22 protein-coding genes are annotated in these 20,438 nt (G+C 72.6%); 9 read left to right on the top strand and 13 right to left on the bottom strand.

All coding sequences use genetic code 11. From position 1 onward, the window contains the following. Window position 1 precedes the first annotated feature (1 nt). Window positions 2–436: a VOC family protein gene (locus H2038_RS02925; protein WP_292109020.1), complete on the bottom strand. Its 435-nt coding sequence runs from the start codon at window positions 434–436 to the stop codon at window positions 2–4. Between the two features lie 108 nt (window positions 437–544). Here H2038_RS02925 and H2038_RS02920 point away from each other — a divergent pair, with 108 nt between their 5' ends. From H2038_RS02920 to hisC, 3 genes are read left to right on the top strand one after another with little or no spacing between them, the layout of a single operon-like run. Continuing rightward, window positions 545–1,594: a DUF2125 domain-containing protein gene (locus H2038_RS02920; protein ID WP_292109018.1), complete on the top strand. Its 1,050-nt coding sequence runs from the start codon at window positions 545–547 to the stop codon at window positions 1,592–1,594. Then, a complete protein-coding gene (locus H2038_RS02915) occupies window positions 1,594–2,277 on the top strand; it encodes a hypothetical protein (protein ID WP_292109016.1) in 684 nt (227 codons plus the stop codon). Before H2038_RS02920 ends, H2038_RS02915 begins: the two co-directional genes overlap by 1 nt. 21 nt (window positions 2,278–2,298) lie before the next feature. Further along, a complete protein-coding gene (gene hisC / locus H2038_RS02910; protein WP_292109014.1) occupies window positions 2,299–3,387 on the top strand; it encodes a histidinol-phosphate transaminase in 1,089 nt (362 codons plus the stop codon). A gap of 15 nt (window positions 3,388–3,402) precedes the next feature. Here the strand turns inward: hisC and H2038_RS02905 are convergent, their stop codons facing one another. The 3 genes from H2038_RS02905 to H2038_RS02895 form a co-directional block, all read right to left on the bottom strand. After that, window positions 3,403–4,212, bottom strand: a complete 810-nt coding sequence (locus H2038_RS02905; RefSeq protein ID WP_292109013.1) for a TIGR02186 family protein — start codon at window positions 4,210–4,212, stop codon at window positions 3,403–3,405. Next, on the bottom strand, window positions 4,212–5,135 hold the full coding sequence (locus H2038_RS02900) for a sulfite exporter TauE/SafE family protein (RefSeq protein WP_292109012.1): 924 nt from the start codon (window positions 5,133–5,135) through the stop codon (window positions 4,212–4,214). The genes H2038_RS02905 and H2038_RS02900 overlap by 1 nt, the downstream gene beginning before the upstream one ends. A 119-nt stretch (window positions 5,136–5,254) precedes the next feature. After that, window positions 5,255–8,017: a hypothetical protein gene (locus H2038_RS02895; protein ID WP_292109011.1), complete on the bottom strand. Its 2,763-nt coding sequence runs from the start codon at window positions 8,015–8,017 to the stop codon at window positions 5,255–5,257. 221 nt (window positions 8,018–8,238) lie between these two features. Here H2038_RS02895 and H2038_RS02890 point away from each other — a divergent pair, with 221 nt between their 5' ends. Together H2038_RS02890 and H2038_RS02885 are read left to right on the top strand one after the other, a co-directional pair. Continuing rightward, window positions 8,239–8,439 carry a hypothetical protein gene (locus H2038_RS02890; RefSeq protein WP_366926480.1) on the top strand — a complete coding sequence of 67 codons (201 nt, stop codon included), beginning with the start codon at window positions 8,239–8,241 and terminating at the stop codon, window positions 8,437–8,439. Between the two features lie 64 nt (window positions 8,440–8,503). After that, window positions 8,504–9,013, top strand: a complete 510-nt coding sequence (locus tag H2038_RS02885; protein ID WP_292109008.1) for a pyridoxamine 5'-phosphate oxidase family protein — start codon at window positions 8,504–8,506, stop codon at window positions 9,011–9,013. A 63-nt stretch (window positions 9,014–9,076) separates the two neighbouring features. On the opposite strand, the gene argF is transcribed toward H2038_RS02885, so the two are convergent. From argF to H2038_RS02870, 3 genes are all read right to left on the bottom strand, one after another. After that, window positions 9,077–9,994: an ornithine carbamoyltransferase gene (gene argF, locus H2038_RS02880; RefSeq protein ID WP_292109006.1), complete on the bottom strand. Its 918-nt coding sequence runs from the start codon at window positions 9,992–9,994 to the stop codon at window positions 9,077–9,079. Window positions 9,995–10,009: 15 nt separating this feature from the next. Beyond that, entirely contained in the window at window positions 10,010–11,206 is a 1,197-nt protein-coding gene (locus H2038_RS02875) for an aspartate aminotransferase family protein (protein WP_292109005.1), read from the bottom strand. A gap of 117 nt (window positions 11,207–11,323) precedes the next feature. Next, window positions 11,324–12,256: a M20/M25/M40 family metallo-hydrolase gene (locus H2038_RS02870; protein ID WP_292109004.1), complete on the bottom strand. Its 933-nt coding sequence runs from the start codon at window positions 12,254–12,256 to the stop codon at window positions 11,324–11,326. Window positions 12,257–12,389: 133 nt separating this feature from the next. Here H2038_RS02870 and H2038_RS02865 point away from each other — a divergent pair, with 133 nt between their 5' ends. Then, complete coding sequence (locus tag H2038_RS02865) at window positions 12,390–12,599, top strand: hypothetical protein (protein WP_292109002.1); 210 nt, start codon at window positions 12,390–12,392, stop codon at window positions 12,597–12,599. On the opposite strand, the gene H2038_RS02860 is transcribed toward H2038_RS02865, so the two are convergent. Further along, window positions 12,596–13,414, bottom strand: coding sequence for an ABC transporter permease (locus H2038_RS02860; protein WP_292109000.1), 819 nt, complete (start codon window positions 13,412–13,414; stop codon window positions 12,596–12,598). The two genes, H2038_RS02865 and H2038_RS02860, sit on opposite strands and share 4 nt — an antisense overlap. A gap of 216 nt (window positions 13,415–13,630) precedes the next feature. Here H2038_RS02860 and H2038_RS02855 point away from each other — a divergent pair, with 216 nt between their 5' ends. Beyond that, window positions 13,631–14,149: a GcrA family cell cycle regulator gene (locus tag H2038_RS02855; protein ID WP_292108999.1), complete on the top strand. Its 519-nt coding sequence runs from the start codon at window positions 13,631–13,633 to the stop codon at window positions 14,147–14,149. A 165-nt stretch (window positions 14,150–14,314) separates the two neighbouring features. Here the strand turns inward: H2038_RS02855 and apaG are convergent, their stop codons facing one another. Beyond that, complete coding sequence (apaG, locus tag H2038_RS02850) at window positions 14,315–14,722, bottom strand: Co2+/Mg2+ efflux protein ApaG (RefSeq protein WP_292108997.1); 408 nt, start codon at window positions 14,720–14,722, stop codon at window positions 14,315–14,317. Window positions 14,723–14,814: 92 nt separating this feature from the next. Between apaG and H2038_RS02845 the strand changes: the two genes are divergently transcribed. Continuing rightward, complete coding sequence (locus H2038_RS02845) at window positions 14,815–15,846, top strand: 2'-deoxycytidine 5'-triphosphate deaminase (RefSeq protein WP_292108996.1); 1,032 nt, start codon at window positions 14,815–14,817, stop codon at window positions 15,844–15,846. Between the two features lie 81 nt (window positions 15,847–15,927). On the opposite strand, the gene H2038_RS02840 is transcribed toward H2038_RS02845, so the two are convergent. After that, a complete protein-coding gene (locus tag H2038_RS02840) occupies window positions 15,928–17,214 on the bottom strand; it encodes an MFS transporter (RefSeq protein ID WP_292108995.1) in 1,287 nt (428 codons plus the stop codon). Further along, window positions 17,211–17,681 carry a cupin domain-containing protein gene (locus tag H2038_RS02835; protein ID WP_292108994.1) on the bottom strand — a complete coding sequence of 157 codons (471 nt, stop codon included), beginning with the start codon at window positions 17,679–17,681 and terminating at the stop codon, window positions 17,211–17,213. Before H2038_RS02835 ends, H2038_RS02840 begins: the two co-directional genes overlap by 4 nt. Before the next feature lie 47 nt (window positions 17,682–17,728). Here H2038_RS02835 and dapE point away from each other — a divergent pair, with 47 nt between their 5' ends. Next, complete coding sequence (dapE, locus tag H2038_RS02830; protein WP_292108993.1) at window positions 17,729–18,889, top strand: succinyl-diaminopimelate desuccinylase; 1,161 nt, start codon at window positions 17,729–17,731, stop codon at window positions 18,887–18,889. A gap of 7 nt (window positions 18,890–18,896) precedes the next feature. Here the strand turns inward: dapE and H2038_RS02825 are convergent, their stop codons facing one another. Both H2038_RS02825 and H2038_RS02820 read right to left on the bottom strand, forming a co-directional pair. Next, complete coding sequence (locus H2038_RS02825; RefSeq protein ID WP_292108991.1) at window positions 18,897–19,034, bottom strand: hypothetical protein; 138 nt, start codon at window positions 19,032–19,034, stop codon at window positions 18,897–18,899. A 79-nt stretch (window positions 19,035–19,113) separates the two neighbouring features. Next, window positions 19,114–20,415, bottom strand: a complete 1,302-nt coding sequence (locus H2038_RS02820) for an amidohydrolase (RefSeq protein WP_292108989.1) — start codon at window positions 20,413–20,415, stop codon at window positions 19,114–19,116. Window positions 20,416–20,438 lie beyond the last annotated feature (23 nt).

Here is a 20,438-nt window from a genome sequence, read left to right as displayed (position 1 = left end):
CTCATCCCTCGAAGGTGATCTCCACGCTGTCCGCCGAGCGCTCGGCCGGGCCGTGGAACACCGCCTCGATGTTGTTGCCGTCGGGATCGAGCAGGAAGGCGGCGTAGTAGCCGGGGTGGTAGGGCCGCTCGCCCGGGGCGCCGTTGTCGCGGCCGCCGGCGGCCAGTCCGGCGCGGTGGAAGGCCTCGACCATGGCCCTGTCCTTCGCCTGGAAGGCGAGGTGGCAGCGGCCGGTGAGCTGGCCCAGGGCGGCCGCGCTGTCGGCGGTGGAGACGAACAGCTCGTCGGCCCAGAACCAGCTCTCGCCCGCGCCGCCGAGCGGCACGTCCAGCGCCTCCAGCACGGCGTCGTAGAAGCGGCGGCTGGCGGCGAGGTCGCGCACCACGAGATGCAGGTGGTCGATCAGCCGGCCGCGATGCAGCGAGGGGGTTTCCATGGAGGCTCTCTCCCGGGGTCGTTCCGAACGGACCGCGCCAGCCGGCGTTCCCGCTTGCCTCGGGTCCGGAACTGACCCTATCCCGAAAGCGACTGCGCCGGAGCCCCCATGACGCACGCCGAGACCCCCTATCGCCACCCCCGCCGCGGACTGCTGTGGCCGTTCCTGCTGGTCGGCCTGCTGCTCGCAGCCTGGACCGGCTGGTGGTTCTGGCTGGCGACGCAGGTCGAGACGCGGCTCGCCGCCCAGGCGGCGGCGCTGGCGGAGGACGGCTGGACCATCGAGCACGCGCCGGTGACGACCACCGGCTGGCCGTTCCGGGCGCGGGTGTCGATCCCGCACGTCCGGATCGTCGCGCCCTCCGGCCACGGCGTGGCCGCGCCGGAGCTGGTCGCCGAGGCCAACGCCTGGAACCCGGACCGCTGGGTGGTGATCGCCCCCGACGGCCTGACCCTCAGCCGGGCGGACAAGGGCAAGGTCGGCGTGCGCGCCGAGGCCCTGCGCCTCAGCGTCAGCCATCTGCGGGCGCCCTTCCCCGACCTGCGGGTGCAGGCGGTCGAGCCGGTGTTCACCGCCCACCTCGACGCCGAGCCCTTCCCGATCGCCTCCGCTCAGCTGATCGAACTGTACACCCGGCCCCACGCGGCCGGGGGAGCCGTCGCCGGCGGCGACGAGATGGACGTGCTGTTCCGGCTCGTCGACGCCCGCGGCCGGCGCGACGGACCGGTGGAGGCGGCGACGCAGCAGGGCCGGCTGACCGCCGAGGTCGAGGCGACCGTGGCGCGGGCGAGCCGTCTGGCCGGGGTCGACGCGGCGGGGGTCTTCGCCGGCTGGACCGCGGCCGGCGGCCGCCTGACGAACGTGCGCGGCGAGCTCTCCGCCGGCGACAGCCGCGCGCGGGTGGAGAGCGCCGCCCTGTCGGCCGGCCCGGACGGCCGCCTGCAGGGGCAGGTGGCGCTGCGCGCGGAGCGCCCGATGGCGGCGGTGGCCGGCCTCGCCGGCGCCCGCTCGGGGGCGGTGAACCGGGCCGGCGCCGCCGGCGCCGCCGCCGCGGCCGCGGCGGCGGGCGACCGGCCGGTGGATCTGGTCGTCCGCTTCGAGGACGGCCGCACCTGGCTGGGCCCGTTCGCCCTGGCGCCGGCGCCGAAGCTGTTCTGATGCTGCGCGAGCCGACGGCGGATGCGCGCCTGGACGCGCTCGATGCGGCGGTGGCGGAGGCGGTGCGGGCGCGGCTCGCCGGCGGCGTCCGCGCGTCGCCGGACGCCGAGGCCATCGCCCTGCGCGCCCTGCTGGCCCGCCTGACGCCGGCGGAGGCGGCGGCGGTGCGCGCGGTGCTGGGGCGGCTGGACGCCGCCGCCGGGCCGCCGCTGGCGGTCTGGGGGCCGGCCAGCCAGGTGCTCGCCGCCGACCGTTACGGGCTGACCGCCCGGCTGGCGGCGCGGCCGGAGGCGGCGCTGCAGGCCGTGCGCGACGGGGGACGGGCGCTGATGGACCTCGCCCCGAGCTCCGCCTGGTGGGGCCGGCTGCTGGCCGAGCCGGAGCTGCGGGTGACCGGGGCGTTGCCGGACGGCGGCGGCGGCCTGCCGCGGGCCCTTCTGGTGCAGCGGACGGAGCCGGGGCCGACCGGCGACGACCGCACCTTCTGGGCCACCGACAGCGGACTGGCCGACGGCCGGATCGTCGCCGTTCTGGGGGACCTCGGCCTGGCCGCGACGCCGTTGCTGGCCTCGGGCGGGTTGAAGCTGTTCGCCCTGGCGGGCTATGTGCAGGCCGAGGACGGGCGGCTCGCCTCCGCGCCCGGCGACCTGAACGGCGTCATCGGCGCCGCGCCGGTCTTCTGATCACGCACACCGGGAACCCGCATGACCGATCTTCCGACGCCGAAGCCCGGCATCCTCGACATCGCGCCCTACGTCGGCGGCAAGGCCCGGATCGAAGGCGTGGCCGAGCCGATGAAGCTGTCCTCGAACGAGAACATGCTGGGGGCCGGCGAGAAGGCGCGGCAGGCCTACGAGGCGGCGGTCCGCAACATCCACATCTATCCCGACGGGCGCGCCATGAAGCTGCGCCAGGCCGTCGCCGACCATCACGGGCTGGAGCCCGAGCGGCTGATCTTCGGCAACGGGTCGGACGAGGTCTTCGCCCTGCTCAACCAGGCCTATCTGACGCCGGGCGACAACATCGTCACGGGCCAGTACGGCTTCCTCGCCTACCGGATCAGCGCCCTCGCCAACCAGGCCTCGGTGAAGCTGGCCCCGGAGCCGCAGTTCAAGGCGACGCCCGAGGCGCTGCTGGAACAGGTCGATGAGCGGACGCGCATCGTCTACGTCTCGAGCCCGTCCAATCCGACCGGCAGCTACAACACCGGCGAGGAGATCCGCCGCCTGCATGCGGGGCTGCGTCCCGACATCCTGCTGGTGGTGGACGAGGCCTACGCGGAGTACGTGACCGAGCCGGACTGGGAGACCAGCTTCCCGCTGGCCCGCGACAGCGAGAACGTCATCGTCACCCGCACCTTCTCCAAGATCCACGGCCTCGGCGGGCTGCGCATCGGCTTCGGCTATGCGCCGCTGAAGGTGGCCGAGGCGGTCGACCGCATCCGCCTGCCCTTCAACGTCTCCGTGCCGGGCATCGAGGCCGCGGTCGCGGCGCTCGGCGACGAGGCGCACCAGAAGGCCTCGCGCGACCTCATCCACACCTGGCGGCCGCGCCTGACCCAGGCCATCCGCGGCTTCGGCTTCGAGGTGCTGCCCAGCGCCGGCAACTTCGTGCTGGTCCGGTTCCGGGACGCCGATCACGCGAACCGCGCCAACGACTATCTGAACTCGAAGGGGATCATCGTCCGTCCCGTGGGCGGCTACGGCCTGCCGGAGTGCCTGCGCATCACGGTGGGGACCGAGGACCAGAACCGCGCCGTCATCGACGCGCTGAGCGAGTTCGCGGCGAGCTGAGGCCGGCGGCCGGCGTCAGGTCCGACGGAACACCCGGCTGGCGCCCCAGCCGGTGAAGGCGGCGAGCAGCACGCAGACGAGGCCGTAGCTCCACGGCCGGCGGTGCGCGAACTCGAAGATGTCGCGCTCGATGCCGACCTTCTCGACGGTCAGGGTCAGATTGCTGACGGACACAGGCGCGCCGTCCTGGAACAGCCAGACCTCGGCCGAGTAGCGGCCGGTGGGGGCCACCGCCGGGAGCTCGACCTCGGCGCGGAACAGCCCCTCGTCGACGAACTCCACGCCTTCGGGGTCGCTGTTGTAGAGGGCGGCGGCCTCGCGCAGGCGGATCACGGCGCGCCGCCAGTCGAGGTAGTCCGCGCCGAGCCGGCTGACCACCACGTCGCGCACGCCGTAGCGGGTGACGGTGCGACTCTCCTCGGGCGCGTTGATGCGCAGGTGGTCGAGGCCCACGCCGAGGCGGCGCAGCTGGCCGAACTCGGCGATGTCCGGCAGCGGCCGGGTCGAGGCGGTCATGTAGAAGCCGGGCGCGCCCTCGAACAGCACCGGTCGGCTGTTCAGCCAGACGCCCATGTTGCGCGTCTTCTTGACCAGACGGACGGGCGCATCCGGCCCGCGCACCACCACCACCACGTCGGCGGGATCGTCGGACGGGTTGAAGACGGCGCCGTAGAGCACGATCGAGGCGCCGCGGAAGCTGGAATCGACCAGCACCCGGGCGTCGGTGAGGGCGGCGGCGACGCGCACCTCGTCGAGGGTGGCGGCCGACCGCTCCGGCGGCGGCGCCTCCACGGCGGGCGGCGGGGGCGGGAAGACCGGCAGCATCAGTCGACCGCTCCCGGCGCGAAGGAGAACAGCTCCGAGGGGCGGACGAACAGCTCCAGACCCATCTGGATGCCGACCAGCAGGACGATCAGGCCGAGGACGGCGCGCAGCTCCTCGGCGCGGAAGCGTCCCGACAGGCGCGCCCCGTACTGGGCGCCGACCACCCCCCCGAGCAGGAGGATGGTCGACAGCACGATGTCGACGGTCTGGTTGCGTCCGGCCTGCAGGATGGTGGTCATCGCCGTGGTGACGATGATCTGGAACAGGCTGGTGCCCACCACCACCCCGGCCTTCATGCGCAGCACGTAGAGCATGGCGGGGACGAGGATGAAGCCGCCGCCGACCCCCATGATCGCCGACAGCACCCCGGCGAAGACGCCGAGGGCGAACGGGGGAATGGCGCTGATGTAGAGGCCCGAGCGGGGGAAGCGCATGCGCAGCGGCAGGCCGTACAGCCACAGCGGCCGGCGCCGCTCGCGGTGCGGCGCCACCTCGCCGCGGACGCGGCGCAGGATCTGGCCGAGGCTTTCGTACAGCATCAGGGCGCCGATGGCGCCGAGGAACATCAGATAGGACAGGGCGACGGCGAGATCGGCCTGGCCCAGCAGCCGCAGGTAACGGAACAGCTCGACCCCGAGCAGGGCGCCCAGCACCCCGCCCCCGGCCATCACGCCGCCGATGCGGAAGTCGATGGCCTTCTTGCCGGCGTAGCTGATGACGCCCGAGGTGGAAGAGGCCACCACGTGGCTGGCCTGGCTGGCCACGGCCACGGCGGGGGGGATGCCGAGGAAGATCAGGATCGGCGCCATGAGGAAGCCGCCCCCGATGCCGAACAGGCCCGAGACGAAACCGACCGTCGCGCCCAGCAGCACCAGGAGCGGCCAGTTCACCGAAACCTCGGCGATCGGCAGATAGATATCCAAAGGACGCGCCTTCGGCTGGAACGGAGATCAGGCGCCGGGAAGGCGACGGTGGAAACGTCCTGAACGCCCCGGGCCGCCTGCGCAACCCGATGCGCCTGCGACGGGCGCCGGAAGCGGGATCAGGCCAGCGGCTCGACCGCGAACCGTTCGGCGGCCGCCCGGGCGCGCTCACGATCCGCCGCCGGCAGCGCCGCCTGCAGACGCCCGGCCGCGGCCTGGGCGTCGCCGTCGCCCGCGCGACCCGCAATCAGATACCATTTGAGCGCCTGCGCCGGGTCGGCGGCGATGGCTTCGTCGCCGGTCTCGTACAGGCGGGCGACATTGTACTGGCTGTCGACCAGCCCGCGCTCGGCGGCGCGGAGCAGCCAGATGAGCGCCTCCGCCCGGTCGCGCGGCCCGCCCACGCCGTCGAAAAGATACATGCCGTAGGCGTGCATGCCCCGCGCGTCGCCGCTGTCAGCGGCGCGCCGCGTCAGATCGCGGGCCTCCGCCGGATCGGCGGCCAGGCCGCGCTCGCCTTCCTGGTACAGACCGGCGAGATGCAGCTGGGCCGGGGCGTAGCCGAGCTCGGCGGCGCGCCGCAGGGTGTCCACGCCGGACAGGTCGTCGGCGTCCAGCAGGGCCGTGGCCTGTTCGTACAGCTCGGCGCCCCGGGCGGCGTCGGCGGGGGTCGCGGCGAGGGCGGCGACCGGCTGGACCTCGTCCGCCGGCGCGGCCGGAACGCCGGGGATGGCGATGGCCGACCCGGTCAGTTCGGTGAAGGCCACCGCGCCGCCGGCGGTCAGGAAGACAGCGACCGCCGAGGCGCCCAGCGCCTTGCGGACCGTGCCGCCGTCCTTGCCGGCCTGCTTGTCGAGGCGTTCCTGCAGGCGCGACTTGCCGCCCCGCTTGAGGCCGAAGCCGGTGCGGGCGGGGAGCTCGGGCTCGGCCTGGGTCATGGCCGCGCGGGCGGCGTCGATCGTCTGGCGGGTGGCGTTCGCCCGCCCCTGGGCCGCAGCCGCGCGCAGGGCGCGTGGGTCGACGAAGTCGGTCTCGGCGGAGAACTCGTCAGGACCGGCGTCGAAAGCGTCGGGCGCGGTGGCGGCGAGGGCGTCCGAGACGTCGGCCCCGCCGAAGCCGGCATGGCCGAAGGGCGCGGCGGCGGGCGTCGCCGGCGCGGCGAAGGCCGGGATCTCCGGCGCGGGCGCCGTCGGTTCGCCTGCCGCCTCGCGGCTGCCGAAAGGTTTGGACGGCGGGGTCTCGGCGGCGGCGCGCGGCCCGCGCATCACCGCATCGAACACCGTGTCGGCCGTCAGCGTGGCCGGCGCGGCCTCCGCCGGCTCCGGCGACGCGGGCGGGGCCAGGTCGGCCGACCAGGCCTGCTGCTCGACGAAGGTCGGGTCCTCGAAGCCCGCGTCCGGGAAGCCGGCGTCCGGGAACGCCGCGTCCGGGAAGGCGGCGGCGCGCCAGTCAGGCTCGGCCACCGGCGCCGGCGTCGGCTTCGGCGGCTCAGCGCGACGTTCGATGTTTTCGCGGGCCTCGGCGATGAGGGCGGCGGTGCGCTCCTCCGACAGGCGCATGCGCTCCGCCAGCTCTCCGGAGGCGCGATCGTAGCGCTGCTCGATGCGGGTCGAGCTGTCGACCAGCCGCCGCCCGATGTCCTCGAGCGCCTGCTGCGAGCGCCGTTCGGACTGGGCGATCCGTTCGCTGAGCCGGTCCGAAATGCGGGTGATCTCCCCGCCCAGCTTCTCCAGGGCGAGGGCGTGCCGGTCGTCGGCGGCCACCAGCCGCTGCTCGAGACCCTGCGCCACCCGGCCGATGTCCTCCTCGACCTTGCGGGTCAGGGTCCGCCCGAGCTGCTCCAGCCCCCGGGAGCCCTCGCTCTCGATCCGGCCTACCCGGCCGTTGAGGTTCTCGGCGATGCGCAGGACCTCGCGACCCATGCTCTCGACCGCCTTGGCCGAACGGCTCTCCGAGGCCTTCACCTGCTCGCCGATGGCCAGCACGGCGCGCTCGATGCGGTCGATGCGGTTCTCGGTCTCAGCGGTGTCGAGCCGGCGCATCATCTCGGCGCGGTTCGCCTCGACCTGCCGGCTGAGGGTTTCGGCGAGTTTTTCGAAGCGGGCGGCCTCGCGCACGCCTTCGGGTTCGATCCGCCCCTCGGCCGCGCGCAGGCGCTGGTCGAGCCCGGCGAACGACCGCTCCAGACCCCGCAGCGCCTCGGTGGTGCGGGCCTGGGCCTGATCCAGCCGGGCGCCGACCTGGGCCAGCAGGTCGCTGCCGACGCCCGGACCGGCCGTCTTCTCGACGGCGTCCATGCGCTGGCGCAGCTCGTTGACCCCGGTCCGCTGCCGCTCCTCGATGTCGTAGAGCCGGCCGGCCAGGGCGCCGAGGGAGGCTTCGACCTTGCCGAAGGTCTCGAGCGTCTTCGGCCCGGTCTCCTGCTCGAACTTGCGCAGCCGCCGGTGGCCCTCGCGAAGCTCCTCCGCGATGTCGTCGAGGCGACGGCCGTACTGGCGGCCGTTCTGGTCTTGGGCCTCCAGCCGCCGCAGCAGGCCGTTGACCGCCTGGTCCACCCCCTGGATGGCGACGGTCGAGCGGCGCTCGGCCGCCTCCAGCCGGGCCGCGATGGCGTCGACCGAGGCGCTCAGCCGCTGCCACGACTCGTCGCCCGCGCCATAGGCGTCGTCGAGGCGGCGATGCCGGCCGCGGCGCTCGAAGGACTCGGCGGCGTGCGGACGGCGCGGCAGGGGCGTGTAGCCCTCGTCCTCGTCGCCGTCCTCCATGATCATCGAGTTCAGCCACTCGCCCAGCGTCATGCCGGAGCGGCGCGCAAGGTCCTTGGCGATCTCGCGAGCCTTGGGGTCAATCCCCTTTACGCTCCACGGCGCGGCTGCGCTCACTGATTCGCCTCCCGACCTTTGGCTGGACGCTAATCGCCCAGATCAGGGGTGTAAACTCGCGGTTAACCCCAAGATGTAGCGTTGCGGCATCATCCTGTGGAAAGCCCGCGTACTGCCCTCCAGTCCTCGCCCGATCGTGGTTAACGGCGCGTAAAGAACTCCGGCCGCAGGGGTCCGCTCTTGCGTCCCGCGAACCGCCGCGCCACCTCGCCGCGATGGACATGACCACCACCCTCGCCCTGGCGCTCGCGGCCCTGGGTCTCACCGCCTTCGCAGGCTGGCGCGGCGCGCGGCCGTGGGATCCGCGCCGGGGCGTGCGGATGATCCCCTGGCGGCTGGTGATGGTGCTGTCCGCCGCGGGCCTGCTGGTCCTGCTGGTGCATGTCGGAAGCCTGCTCGGCGTGCCGCAGCGACCCTGGTGAGCGGAACCGCCCCGGCTGGCGTCCATTCCCGATGGACACCCCCGATCCATCAGGAGACAGCCGCATGGGCGACAAGACCCTCACCGCCGCCGAAGCCGAGGACGCCTTCTGGGACCACCTGAAGAAGTCCAACACCGGCATGCTCGGCCTCGACCAGCCGGGCTACCACGCGCAGCCGATGACCGCCTTCCGCGAGGCGGAGACCGGCACGATCTGGTTCTTCACCCGCGACGACACCGATCTGGCCAGGGACACGGCCCTCCCCGGCGGGCAGAGCGCCATGTTCCACTATGGCTCGAAGGACCAGAACGTCTGGGCCTGCATCCACGGCCAGCTGTCGGTGCACGGCCACGACCGGGAGATCATCGACCGTCACTGGAACCCGGTGCTGGCCGCCTGGTACCCGGACGGCAAGGACGATCCGCACCTGACCATCCTCAAGTTCGACGGGGACCACGGCCGCATCTGGGTCAACCAGGGCGGACTGTTCAAGTTCGCCTGGGAGATCGCCAAGGCCAATGCGACCAACACCCTGCCGGAGACGGGCGGAGCGCGGGACGTCAATCTGCAGTAGGCGGTCTGCGGCGAGCGGCCGGGCGGCGGGCGGCCGGCGCCGGCCCTCCGCCGCCGCGGGGCTTCAGCCTTCCGCGAAGCACCAGGCGAGCACCGCCTTCTGGGCGTGGATGCGGTTCTCCGCCTCGTCCCAGACCAGCGAGCGGGGCCCGTCGATGACGGCGTCGGTCACCTCCTCGCCGCGATGCGCCGGCAGGCAGTGCAGGAAGACCGCGTCGTCGGCGGCGGCGGCCAGAAGGTCATCGTCGACGGTGTAGCCCTCGAACGCCTCGAGCCGCGCCTCGTAGTCCTTGTCGCCCATCGACACCCAGGTGTCGGTGACGACCACGTCCGCGCCCTCGACGGCCTCGCGCGGATCGCCGGTCAGGTGGACGTGGCCGCCGCCGATCGCCAGGTCGCGCAGGTCCGGGTGGTACTCGGCGGGACAGGCGACCTGCAGCCGGAAGCCGAACTTCGGCGCGGCGTGCATGAAGCTGTGGCAGACGTTGTTGCCGTCGCCGACCCAGGCGATCGTCTTGCCCGCCACCGGCCCGCGATGCTCCTCGATCGTCAGCAGGTCGGCGAGGATCTGGCACGGGTGCGAGCGGTCGGTCAGGCCGTTGATCACCGGCACGGTGGCGACCCGGGCGAAGCGCTCGACCTCCTCATGGCTGTTGGCGCGGATCATCACCGCGTCGACCATGCGCGACAGCACCCGCGCGGTGTCCTCGACCGGCTCGCCGCGCCCCAGCTGCATGTCGCCGGCGTTGGCGATGATCGACGATCCGCCCAGCTGCCGGATGGCCGCGTCGAAGCTGAAGCGGGTGCGGGTGGAGTTCTTCTCGAACACCATGGCCAGCACGCGGTCCCGGGCGGGCGCGTCCGCGTCGACGCGGCCCTGCGGCCAGCCCCGGCGCGCCTGCTTGCGGGCGTGGGCGTCGTCGAGGATGGCGCGCAGATCCTCCGCGGAGAGGCGGTGGATGTCGAGGAAATGGCGGACCATCGGCCCCTCCGGATGTCAGGCCGCAGCCATCTGGGTCCGCGCGAACTCGCACGTCTTCTCGAACCGCTCGATCGCCTCGCGAGCCTCTTCCAGGGTCAGGATCAGCGGCGGCAGCATGCGCACGCAGTTGTCGCCGCCGCCGGCGACCAGCAGGCGCTGCCCGTCGCGGGCCCAGGCCATGAATTCCCGGTTGTTCGGGACCAGCTTGACGCCGATCAGCAGGCCCTTGCCGCGGACGTCGACGATCACGTCCGGGAAGCGCTCCTTCAGGCCGTGCAGCTGCTGCTTCAGGTAGCCGGCGATCTCGTTGACATGGGCCAGGGTCTCCGGCTTCGCGATCTCCGAAAGCGCCGCCTGCCCCACCGCCATGGCCAGCGGATTGCCGCCGAAGGTCGAGCCGTGCACGCCGACGGTCATGCCCTTGGCCGCCTCGGCGGTGGCCAGGCAGGCCCCGATCGGGAAGCCGCCGCCGAGGGCCTTGGCCACGGCCATGATGTCCGGGGTCATCCCGGCCCATTCGTGGGCCCACAGCTTGCCGGTCCGGCCCATGCCGCACTGGACCTCGTCGAAGATGATCAGCACGCCGGTCTCGTCGGCCATTTGCCGCATCCAGCGCAGGTCCTCGTCCGGGGTGGCGCGGCAGCCGCCCTCGCCCTGCACCGGCTCAAGGATGATCGCCGCCGTGGTCGGATTGCGGAACGCCGTCTCCAGCGCCTCCCGGTCGCCCCAGATCAGCTGGTGGAAGCCTTCCATCGGCGGGCCGAAGCCGTTGGTGTAGTTCGGGTTGGCGGCGGCGTTGATGGCCCCGTAGGTGCGGCCGTGGAACGAGCCGTCGAAGCCGTAGATGTCGATCCGCTCCGGCTGGCCATTGGCCACGTGGTACTTGCGCGCCGTCTTCAGGGCGCATTCGACCGCCTCGGTCCCGGAGTTGGTGAAGAAGACCACGTCCGCGAAGCTGGTCTCGCACAGCATGTCGGCCAGCTTCTCCTGGCCGGGGATGCGGAAGATGTTGGAGACGTGCCAGAGCTTCTGCGCCTGCTCGGTCACGGCCTGCACCAGCTTGGGGTGGGCGTGGCCGAGGCCGTTGGTGGAGATGCCGGCGACGCAGTCGAGGTATTCGGTCCCGTCGGTCGACCACAGCCGGGCGCCCTGCCCGCGCTCCACCTCCAGCGGCGCGCGGTTGTAGACACCCATCAGATGTTCGGTGGACACGGGCGGCACCTCCTGAAGAGAGAACGGCCCCGCCGCGATGTGCGACGGAGCCGGTGAAAGGGTGACGCCTTGTCGGACGGGGCCGGGGCTTAGTCAACACCGGCGCCGGGGCGGCGTTCAGTCGGTGAGCTCGTCGTCCAGTTTCGCCACCACGGCGGCGTAGGTTTCCGCCGCCAGCCGCACCGTCGCCGGATCGACCTGTTCCATCGTGTCCTCGGGCGAGTGGATCAGGCGGAACACCTGCGGCACGAAGCCTTCGGCCAGGCCGGTCTCCTCGCCGCCGTTGAAGGCCAGCCACATCTGGTGGGCCCCGACGTGGTCCTGGAAGCCGAGCGACACGGTCGGCACGCGGTCGGCCCCGCCGGCCTGCCCCGCCTCGCCCAGCCCGGCCCCGGAGAAGGCGCGGTCGTCCGAGGGCGGATAGACCGGGAAGCCGACGCAGTGCATGGCCCGCCCGGCGCAGACCTCGCGCACCGCCCGCACCACGCCCGCCGACTGGGCGCCGTTGTTGAGGCCGTACATCATGGTGTCGCCGTAGGCGGCGACGTCGGAGTTCACCACGGCCGCGACATTGGCCAGGCCGTGCGCCTCGATCCACCTGCGCGCGCCGATCAGGCCCAGCTCCTCCTGGTCGAACAGGATCACCCGCACGCGGTGATCGAGGTCCGCCTCGCGCAGCCGCTTCGCCGCCTCGATCACCCCGACCACCGAGGCGGCGTTGTCGACCACGCCCTGGGACATCGAGCCGTCGCGCAGCACGACCGCGTCGTAGTGGGCGGTGAGCAGGATCTCCCGCGCGCCCTCGCCGATGGTGAAGACCACGTTGCGGCCTTCCATCTCGCCGGTCTGGCGGTTGCCGCCGGCGAAGGTCTCGACCACCGGTTCGAAGCCGGCGGCGCGCACCTGGTCGACCACGACCCGGGTGCGGGCTTCATTGGTCGGCTGGACGTAGGCGGCGACCTGGGCGCGCAGGTCGACCTCCTGCGCCAGGGCGGCGGGCGCGGCGACGGCGAGAAGCGCCGCGGCGGCGGCGAGCGAACGGAACAGCATGAGACCCCCTCGGATGAACGGGAGCATGGCTAGCGCGGCGGCCGGCCGGACGCACCTTAAAAGCCTGTCAGACGCGCCGTCCCCGGAACCGCGGCCCGGCCGGTCCGGTTGAGTCCGGCGAAAGGAGCCTTCCATGTCCCAGCACCCCGCCCCGTCGCAGCAACCGGTCAAGGGCCCCGACGACCTGCAGCGCAACCCGGGCATCGGCCAGTCGAGCGGCCTGGACCGCGCCAGGGGTCTCGACGAGATCGCCGGCGACAGCACGGTCGAGGGAGACGTCGGGAACAACGCCGGTCCCGGCGGCGCGGTGGATCCGGACGACCGCGGCCGCGAGAACCCCTAGCTCTTCAGCCGCCAGCCCGAGCGGAACACCAGCCAGCACGCCAGGGCCATGACGACGACGAGCACCAGGCTCATCACCGAGCCGGCGACGAGATTGCTCTCGGCCTGGCCGATGAAGCCGTAGCGGAAGCCGTCGATCAGGTAGAAGAACGGGTTGAAGTGGCTGATGGTGGCGAACGGCTCCGGCAGGTTCTCCACCAGGTAGAAGGTCCCGGACAGGAAGGTCATCGGCATGACCACGAAGTTCTGGACGGCGGCGAGCTGATCGAACTTCTGCGCCCACAGCCCGGCCAGCACGCCCAGCATGCCCATGATCAGGCAGGCGGCGGCGCCGAAGCCGAGGACGGCGAGGACGTTGGACACGCCCAGCCGCGCGAACGGCAGGATGCAGACCGCGGTGACCAGGCCCACGACCACGCCCCGCGTCGCCGCGCCCAGGGCGAAGCCGGCGGTCAGCTCCAGCGGGCTCAGCGGCGGGGTGAGGAAGTCCGTCGCGGTGTTCATCACCTTGGCCTGGATCAGGCTGGAGGAGGCGTTGGCGAAGGCGTTGTTCAGCATCGCCATCATGATCAGGCCCGGGCCGACGAACTCGGCGAAGGGCGTGCCGTGCAGCGGCGGACGGGCGCCCTGCAGGGCCACGACGAAGACCAGCATGTAGAGCAGGGTGGTGACCACCGGGCCCGCCACGGTCTGCGCCCCCACCTTCCAGAACCGCCGCACCTCCTTGAGGTACAGGGTCTTGAGACCCTCCCAGTTGACGCCGGGATAGCGGCGCGGCTGCGGGGGACGGGCGGGGACGGCGGCGAGATCGGTCATGGGGACGCAGATGCGGCGCTGTGGGCGCCAGCGCAAGTGGCGAACCGCTTCACCCGGATCAGGCGAGCCTTAACCATACCACATCTAGTTCCTGTGGACGGAGCGATTCGCACATATTGCGGCTTTTAAGGGGTAGTTTACGATTAGTGGTAGGTCGCGGCCCCGGGAGGAGGGGCTGGACCCCATATGTTGAATCTCATCCCGGAGGGCGGCCCCATGACCCCAGGCTGGACGGAAGATCGCGTCGGCGCGCTGAAGAAGCTCTGGCTCGAAGGCCAGTCGGCGAGCCAGATCGCCAAGGCGCTCGGCGGCGGCGTGACCCGCAACGCCGTCATCGGCAAGGTGCACCGGCTGGGCCTGTCCGGCCGCGCCGCGCCGTCGCAGCCGGCCCGCGCCACCTTCCGGCCGTCGCGCCCGCGCCCGACGCCGCAGCCGACCCAGGCGCCCTCGGCCCCGCGCCGCATCGAGGCGGCCCAGCCGCGCCCGGCCGCGCCGGCCGTCCCCGCTCCCATGCCGGAGCTGCCGGGCACGGCCACGGTGATGACCCTGGGGGCGCACATGTGCAAGTGGCCGATCGGCGACCCGTCGTCGTCGGAGTTCAGCTTCTGCGGCCGCCGGGCCTCGGAAGGCGTCTACTGCGGCGAGCACGCCCGCGTCGCCTACCAGCCGCAGGTCCGCAAGGGCGGCAAGGACGGCGCGGCCGAACTGGCCCGCTCGCTGCGCCGCTACATCTGACCCCTTCATGACGGGCCCGCGGAGCTTTCGCGGGTCCGTCGCCGTTCGGTCGCCAGACCGTCACAGACGCCCCCTAAAGGGGCCGCCGTCCGCCCCGGGCCGCTTGCGCGGCGCGGGACTGGGGCGGGGCCGCGGTTCTCCGGGTTGACGCGGCCCCGGTCTCCCTCAGTTCAGCACCCGCCGCTCCCCTGGCACGTCCAGGCTGAAGGCCGGGATGGCCACCTCGAACATGCGGCCGCGATCATCCACCATGCGGTAGGATCCGACCATGGCGCCGGAGGGAGTCCGCAGGGGACAGCCCGAGGCGTAGGAATAGCTGTCGCCCGGCTGGATGGTGGGCTGCTCGCCGACCACGCCGGGGCCCCTCACCTCCTCGACCTGGCCGCGCGCATCGGTGATCGTCCAGTGGCGCGCCACCAGCTGCACCGGCCCGACGCCGAGGTTGACGATCTCGACCTGGTAGGCCCAGACCCAGCGGCCGGCGTCCGGATCCGACTGCCCCGCAAGGTAGCTGGGCCGCACCCGCACGAGGATCCCCTCTGTCTCCGCTTCATAGGCGCGACTGTCGTACATGCGCCGAATGGGCCCCGGCGGCGCCGCCGGGTCAAGCGGAACGGCGCCGGACGGCAGGCGAGACGCGCCGGAAAATCGTGTAAGCGGAGCCCATGACGTCGTTCGAATCCCTCCGTCCCGGCATCCTGCCCTGCCAGTCGATCGAGACCCTGATCGCCACGGGGGCGATCGTCTCCGAGACTCCGTTCGACCCCGACCAGGTCCAGCCCGCCAGCCTCGACCTCCGGCTGTCCGACCGGGCCTGGCGCGTGCGCGCCTCCTTCCTGCCCGGGATGCGGCAGGTGGAGGAGCGGATCGCCGACGTGGCGATGCACGCGATCGACCTGTCGGGCGGCTATGTGATGGAGAAGGGCTGCGTCTACATCGCCCGGCTGCAGGAGCGGCTGAGCCTGCCGAAGGGGCTGATCGCCCGCGCCAATCCGAAGAGCTCGACCGGGCGGGTCGACGTCTTCGTGCGCCTGCTCACCGATCGGGGCGGCAGCTTCGACGACGTCGACGAGGGGTATGACGGGCCGCTGTATATGGAGATCGCGCCGCAGACCTTCTCCATCCTGGTCCGTCCCGGCACGCGGCTGAACCAGCTGCGCCTGAAGGCCGGCGAGCCGCCGAAGCTGGAGACCCGCTCGGTCGGCGTCGACCTGACCGGCGGGGACGGCGGCGTGGTCGGCTTCCGCGGCCGGCGTCATGCCGGCGTGGTCGACCTCGACCGCATCGACGGCCACGACCCGCGCGACTTCTGGGAGCCGCAGGTGCTGCGCCGCGGCGAACTCCTCCTCGACCCGGGCGAGTTCTACATCCTCGCCTCGTCGGACGACGTGGAGATCCCGGTCGACCAGGCCGCGGAGATGACGCCGATCGATCCGTCGGTGGGCGAGTTCCGGGTCCACTACGCCGGCTTCTTCGATCCCGGCTTCGGCACCGACGAGGCCCACGGGGCCGGATCCAAGGGCGTGCTGGAGGTGCGCACCCACGACACGCCCTTCCTGCTCGAGCACGGGCAGATCGTCGCCCGCCTGGTCTACGAGCCCCTGACCGAGCGCCCGACCCGTCTCTATGGCGAGGGCGGCAGCCACTACCAGCGGCAGGGGCTGAAGCTGTCGAAGCACTTCCGGCCGTGGGGGTGAGAGAGGGGCCAGGTTCCAGGGACCAGGTTCCAAGGAGTAGCCGCCGGTCGACCCTAGCCCCTAGCCCCTAGAACCTCGGACCTACGAGAGCCGGTCCGCCTTGCGCAGCCCCGGGAACATCGCCGCCCAGGCGCCGGTGGCGGCGAGCGCTCCGGCGCCGCCGAACACCGCCGCGCCGACGGCCCCGAGGAGCCGCACCGCCACCCCGGAATAGGCTTCGCCCAGTTCGTTCGAGGCGCCGATGAACAGCATCGACACCGAGCTGACGCGCCCGCGCATGTGATCCGGGGTGGCCAGCTGGACGAGGGTCTGGCGGATGTTGACGCTGATCATGTCGGCGGCCCCGCCGATGAGCAGGGCGAGGCCGGAGATCCACACCACCTTCGACAGGCCGAAGGTCAGGGTGCACAGGCCGAACACCGCCACCGCGGCGAACATCCACCGTCCGCCGTGGCGCACGATCGGAAAGCGGCTCAGATAGATGGCCATCGACAGCGCCCCGACGCCGAAGGCGGCGCGCAGCAGGCCGAAGCCTTCCGGCCCGACGTGCAGGATGTCGCGGGCGAAGATGGGGGTGAGCAGCGCCACCCCCGCCAGCAGCACCACCACCAGGTCGAGCGAGATCGCGCCCAGCACGATCTTCGTCCGCCAGACGTAGGCCAGCCCCTCCTTCACCGCCTCCATCGGCGGCTGCTTGCCCTCGGGATTGCGCGGCTTGCCGCTGGTGCGGATCGCCAGGAAGGCGGCCACGCCCGTGAGGAACAGGCCCATGGCGCAGGCGTAGGCGAGCGGGACGTTGACGCCGACGATCACCCCGCCCAGCGCCGGCCCGGCGATCGCGCCGGTCTGGAAGGCGATCGACTGGGCGGCGATCGCCGGCGGCAGGGCGCGGCGGCCGACCACCATGGGCAGGAAGGACTGGCTGGCCGGGGCGAGGAAGGCCCGCGCCGCGCCGAACACGGCCGCCACCGCCAGCAGCCCCCACAGCGGCGGCGAGCCGTGCAGGGCCATCAGCAGGAAGCCGCCGGCGCACATCGCCTCGACCACGATCGAGAGCGCCACGGTCCGCTTGCGGTCGCGCCGGTCGGCCATCGCCCCGGCCGGCAGGGTGAAGGCCAGCAACGGCAGGAACTGGCACAGGCCGACGAGGCCGAGGTACAGGCTCGCCTGCTCGACCGGATGGTCGCGCCGGGCGATCTCGTAGACCTGCCACAGCAGGGCCGAGGACTGGATCTGGATGCCGAGCACAGCGACCACCCGACCGAACCAGAGCAGGCGGAAGTCGCGCAGACCCCACGGGCTGGCCGGCCCCTCCGGCTCCGGCGGCGGCGGCGTCGCCGGGGCGGTGTCGAGGGTGTCGGTGGTCACGTGCGACGCGGAACCTTCGGCCAGGGCGTCCCGTCACGATGGAAGTAGCCGCCGGGGCGGAAGACCATGTCGATGTCGGGGTAGTCTCCGGAATCCCCGCCGGGCGTCCGGGTTCCCACCTCCAGCAGCACCGCCTCCGCCCCGGAGCGGTTCTCCAGCTTGTGGCCGTTGGCGACGCCGGCCTTGAAGCCGGCGCAGTCCCCGGCCTTCAGCACCGTCTCGCCGTCCTCCTCGACCAGCACCACCTCGCCGGACAGCACCCAGACGAACTCGTCCTCGCCCTGGTGCCAGTGGCGCTGGCTCGACCAGGCCCCCGCCGGCAGGCGCAGGAGGTTGACCCCGAACTGGTCCAGACCGGCGGCGTCGCCGAGGCGCCAGCGGCGGCGCGGCTTGCACGGCCCGGCGAACTCTTCCGGATAGGTCGTGCCGTGTCCGACCGGGGCGGCGTCGATGTCGATCTTCGGCATGCAGCGAGCCTATTCCCGAACCGCCGAAGTCCGTAAAGCAAGGATGCATGAGCCCTGCATCAACTCCGGTTATCGATCCTGTCGACCTGACCCGCGACCTGATCCGCCGCCCCTCGGTCACGCCCGCGGACGAGGGCGCGATGGACGTGCTGGAGCGGGCCCTGACGGGGCTGGGCTTCCACTGTCGCCGGATGCGCTTCGAGAACATCGAGAACCTCTACGCCCGGCGCGGGACCGCGGCGCCGAACCTGTGCTTCGCCGGCCATACGGACGTGGTGCCGACCGGGGCGGCCGAGGCCTGGTCGGCGGCGCCGTTCGAGGCGGAGGTGCGGGACGGCGTGCTCTACGGCCGCGGCGCGGTGGACATGAAGGGCGGCATCGCCGCCTGGGTCGCGGCGGTGTCCCGGGTGCTGGCGGAGGGCGACGTTCGCGGCTCGCTGAGCTTTCTGATCACCGGAGACGAGGAGGGGCCGGCGCTCCACGGCACGAAGAAGGTGGTGGAGGCGCTGATGGCCGAGGGCGAGGTGATCGACGCCTGCGTGGTCGGCGAACCCTCCTCGCAGCAGGCGCTGGGCGACATGATCAAGATCGGCCGGCGCGGTTCGCTGAACACCTGGATCACCGTCCACGGCAAGCAGGGCCACGTCGCCTATCCCGACCGCGCCGCCAATCCGGCGCCGGTGCTGGCCCGGCTGCTCGCCCGGCTGGCCGACCATCGGCTGGACGAGGGGTACGAGGGCTTCCAGCCGTCCAACCTCGAGATCACCACCATCGACATCGGCAATCCGGCCAGCAATGTGATCCCCGCCGAGGCGCGGGCGCGGCTGAACATCCGCTTCAATCCGGCCCACACCGGCGATTCCCTCATGGCCTGGCTGAACGCCATGGCCGGCGAGGCCCAGGCGGCCAGCGGACTGCGCATCGAACTGGAGCACCTGTGCTCGGGCGACGCCTTCCTCACCCGGGCCGGCGACTTCGTCGCGGGCGTGCAGGAGGCGGTGGAGGCGGTGACCGGCCGTCGGCCGGAGGCGTCGACCACCGGCGGGACCTCGGACGCCCGCTTCATCCGGGCCATGTGCCCGGTGCTGGAACTGGGCCTCGTCGGCCAGACCATGCACCAGATCGACGAGCGCGCGCCCGTGGCCGAGATCGAGCAGCTGGCCGAGGTCTACCGGCGGGTGATCGCGGGCTACTTCGACCGCGTCTGAAGCCGGACTAGAGCAGCACGTCCAGGGCCAGCAGGGCGCCCCCGAACATGGCGGCGAAGGCGATCAGAAAGAACAGCAGCTCGCGCAGCGGACCGCCGCGGCGCTCGAGCCGCGGGGGCGGCAGCCTGACCGGCAACTCCCTCATGGCGCTCCTCCGTCAAACCGATGAGGTTGCGCCGTCTTCCTTGACCAGCGGTTGAGGAAGATGGTTGCCGGCGCGAGCTTCAGGGCCGCTCGAGGAACCGGACGGCGCTGAGCACGTGCAGCTCCACGCCGAGGGGCAGGACCGACTCGTCGACGTCGAAGGCCGGCGAATGGTTCGGCGGCGCGGTGGCGGGGTCGACGCCCGCCGGCGTGCCCCCGAGGTGATAGAAGACGCCGGGGACCTCCTGCGACAGATAGGAGAAGTCCTCGGCCACGGTGGTCGGCGGGGTGGCCGGATTGACGTTGTCCGCCCCGGCGGCCTCGGCCAGCACCGGCGCCAGCCAGGCCGACAGGTCCTCGTCGTTGAACACCAGGGCCGCGTTCTGGCGCACCGAGAACTCGGCCGTGGCGCCGTAGGTCGCGGCCACGTGGTCGACCGCGGCTTCCGCCCGCCGCACCAGATCATCGCGCTGGGCGATGTCGAAGGTGCGCAGGGTGCCGGACAGGGTCGCCCGGTCGGGAATGATGTTGTAGCGGACCCCGGCGTCGAGGGTGGCGATGGTGAACACCGTCGGCGTGGTCGTCGGGTCGACGGTGCGGGCGGTGAGCGTGTTGATGGTCTGCACCACCTGGGCCGAGGCGGCGATGACGTCGACCCCCTTCCACGGCCAGGCGCCGTGGGTCTGGCGGCCGTTGAGAACGATGTCGACGCGGTCGGAGGCGGCCATGAAGCCGCGCGGCCGGTAGAAGACCGTGCCGGGCCGGCCCGGCACCACGTGCAGGCCGAAGATCGCCTCCGGCCGCGGGTCGGCGAGGGCGCCCTCCTCGATCATCAGCGCGGCGCCGCCCTTGGGCTCGCCCGGGGGCGCGCCCTCCTCGGCCGGCTGGAAGATGAACACCACCGTACCGGCCAGCTGGTCCTTCAGGCCGGCCAGCACCTCGGCCGCGCCCATCAGCATGGCGACGTGGGCGTCGTGGCCGCAGGCGTGGGCGACCGGCACGGTCTGGCCCATGTAGGTTCCGGTGGCGGTCGAGGCGAAGGGCAGGCCGGTCGCCTCCAGCACCGGCAGGGCGTCCATGTCGGCCCGCAGGGCGACGGTGCGGCCCGGCCGCGCGCCGCGGAGAACGCCCACCACGCCGGTGCGGCCGACGCCGGTGCGCACCTCCAGCCCGAGCGCCCGCAGGTGGTCGGCCACGACGCCGGCCGTCCGCGTCTCGGCGAAGCCCAGCTCCGGGTTGGCGTGCAGGTCGCGTCGCCAGGCCACGACCCGCGGCGTGGCCGCCTGCACGGCCGCCTCCACCCGGGTCAGCGGGATCTGGGCGTGGGCCGCGCCGGCCGGAAGGGCGAGTGCGAGGGCGGCGGCGAACAGGCGGAGCTTCATGGCGGGGTCCTCCGGACAGGAGG

It is taken from the genome of Brevundimonas sp. (genome assembly GCF_013912005.1).
Classification (GTDB): domain Bacteria; phylum Pseudomonadota; class Alphaproteobacteria; order Caulobacterales; family Caulobacteraceae; genus Brevundimonas.
The sequence above is the reverse complement of the archived record's forward strand: the minus strand, read 5'-3'. Positions and strand labels throughout refer to the sequence as shown.

Bases quoted from the DNA above. Each gene is read 5' to 3' on its own strand.
- H2038_RS02820 (WP_292108989.1), bottom strand. From the start codon at position 20,415: ATGAAGCTCCGCCTGTTCGCCGCCGCCCTCGCACTCGCCCTTCCGGCC.
- H2038_RS02885 (WP_292109008.1), top strand. From the start codon at position 8,504: ATGGGCGACAAGACCCTCACCGCCGCCGAAGCCGAGGACGCCTTCTGG.
- H2038_RS02835 (WP_292108994.1), bottom strand. From the start codon at position 17,681: ATGCCGAAGATCGACATCGACGCCGCCCCGGTCGGACACGGCACGACC.
- H2038_RS02825 (WP_292108991.1), bottom strand. From the start codon at position 19,034: ATGAGGGAGTTGCCGGTCAGGCTGCCGCCCCCGCGGCTCGAGCGCCGC.
- H2038_RS02915 (WP_292109016.1), top strand. From the start codon at position 1,594: ATGCTGCGCGAGCCGACGGCGGATGCGCGCCTGGACGCGCTCGATGCG.
- hisC (WP_292109014.1), top strand. From the start codon at position 2,299: ATGACCGATCTTCCGACGCCGAAGCCCGGCATCCTCGACATCGCGCCC.
- H2038_RS02890 (WP_366926480.1), top strand. From the start codon at position 8,239: ATGACCACCACCCTCGCCCTGGCGCTCGCGGCCCTGGGTCTCACCGCC.
- H2038_RS02905 (WP_292109013.1), bottom strand. From the start codon at position 4,212: ATGCTGCCGGTCTTCCCGCCCCCGCCGCCCGCCGTGGAGGCGCCGCCG.
- H2038_RS02860 (WP_292109000.1), bottom strand. From the start codon at position 13,414: ATGACCGATCTCGCCGCCGTCCCCGCCCGTCCCCCGCAGCCGCGCCGC.
- apaG (WP_292108997.1), bottom strand. From the start codon at position 14,722: ATGTACGACAGTCGCGCCTATGAAGCGGAGACAGAGGGGATCCTCGTG.
- H2038_RS02865 (WP_292109002.1), top strand. From the start codon at position 12,390: ATGTCCCAGCACCCCGCCCCGTCGCAGCAACCGGTCAAGGGCCCCGAC.
- argF (WP_292109006.1), bottom strand. From the start codon at position 9,994: ATGGTCCGCCATTTCCTCGACATCCACCGCCTCTCCGCGGAGGATCTG.
- H2038_RS02870 (WP_292109004.1), bottom strand. From the start codon at position 12,256: ATGCTGTTCCGTTCGCTCGCCGCCGCCGCGGCGCTTCTCGCCGTCGCC.
- H2038_RS02925 (WP_292109020.1), bottom strand. From the start codon at position 436: ATGGAAACCCCCTCGCTGCATCGCGGCCGGCTGATCGACCACCTGCAT.
- H2038_RS02855 (WP_292108999.1), top strand. From the start codon at position 13,631: ATGACCCCAGGCTGGACGGAAGATCGCGTCGGCGCGCTGAAGAAGCTC.
- H2038_RS02845 (WP_292108996.1), top strand. From the start codon at position 14,815: ATGACGTCGTTCGAATCCCTCCGTCCCGGCATCCTGCCCTGCCAGTCG.
- dapE (WP_292108993.1), top strand. From the start codon at position 17,729: ATGAGCCCTGCATCAACTCCGGTTATCGATCCTGTCGACCTGACCCGC.
- H2038_RS02920 (WP_292109018.1), top strand. From the start codon at position 545: ATGACGCACGCCGAGACCCCCTATCGCCACCCCCGCCGCGGACTGCTG.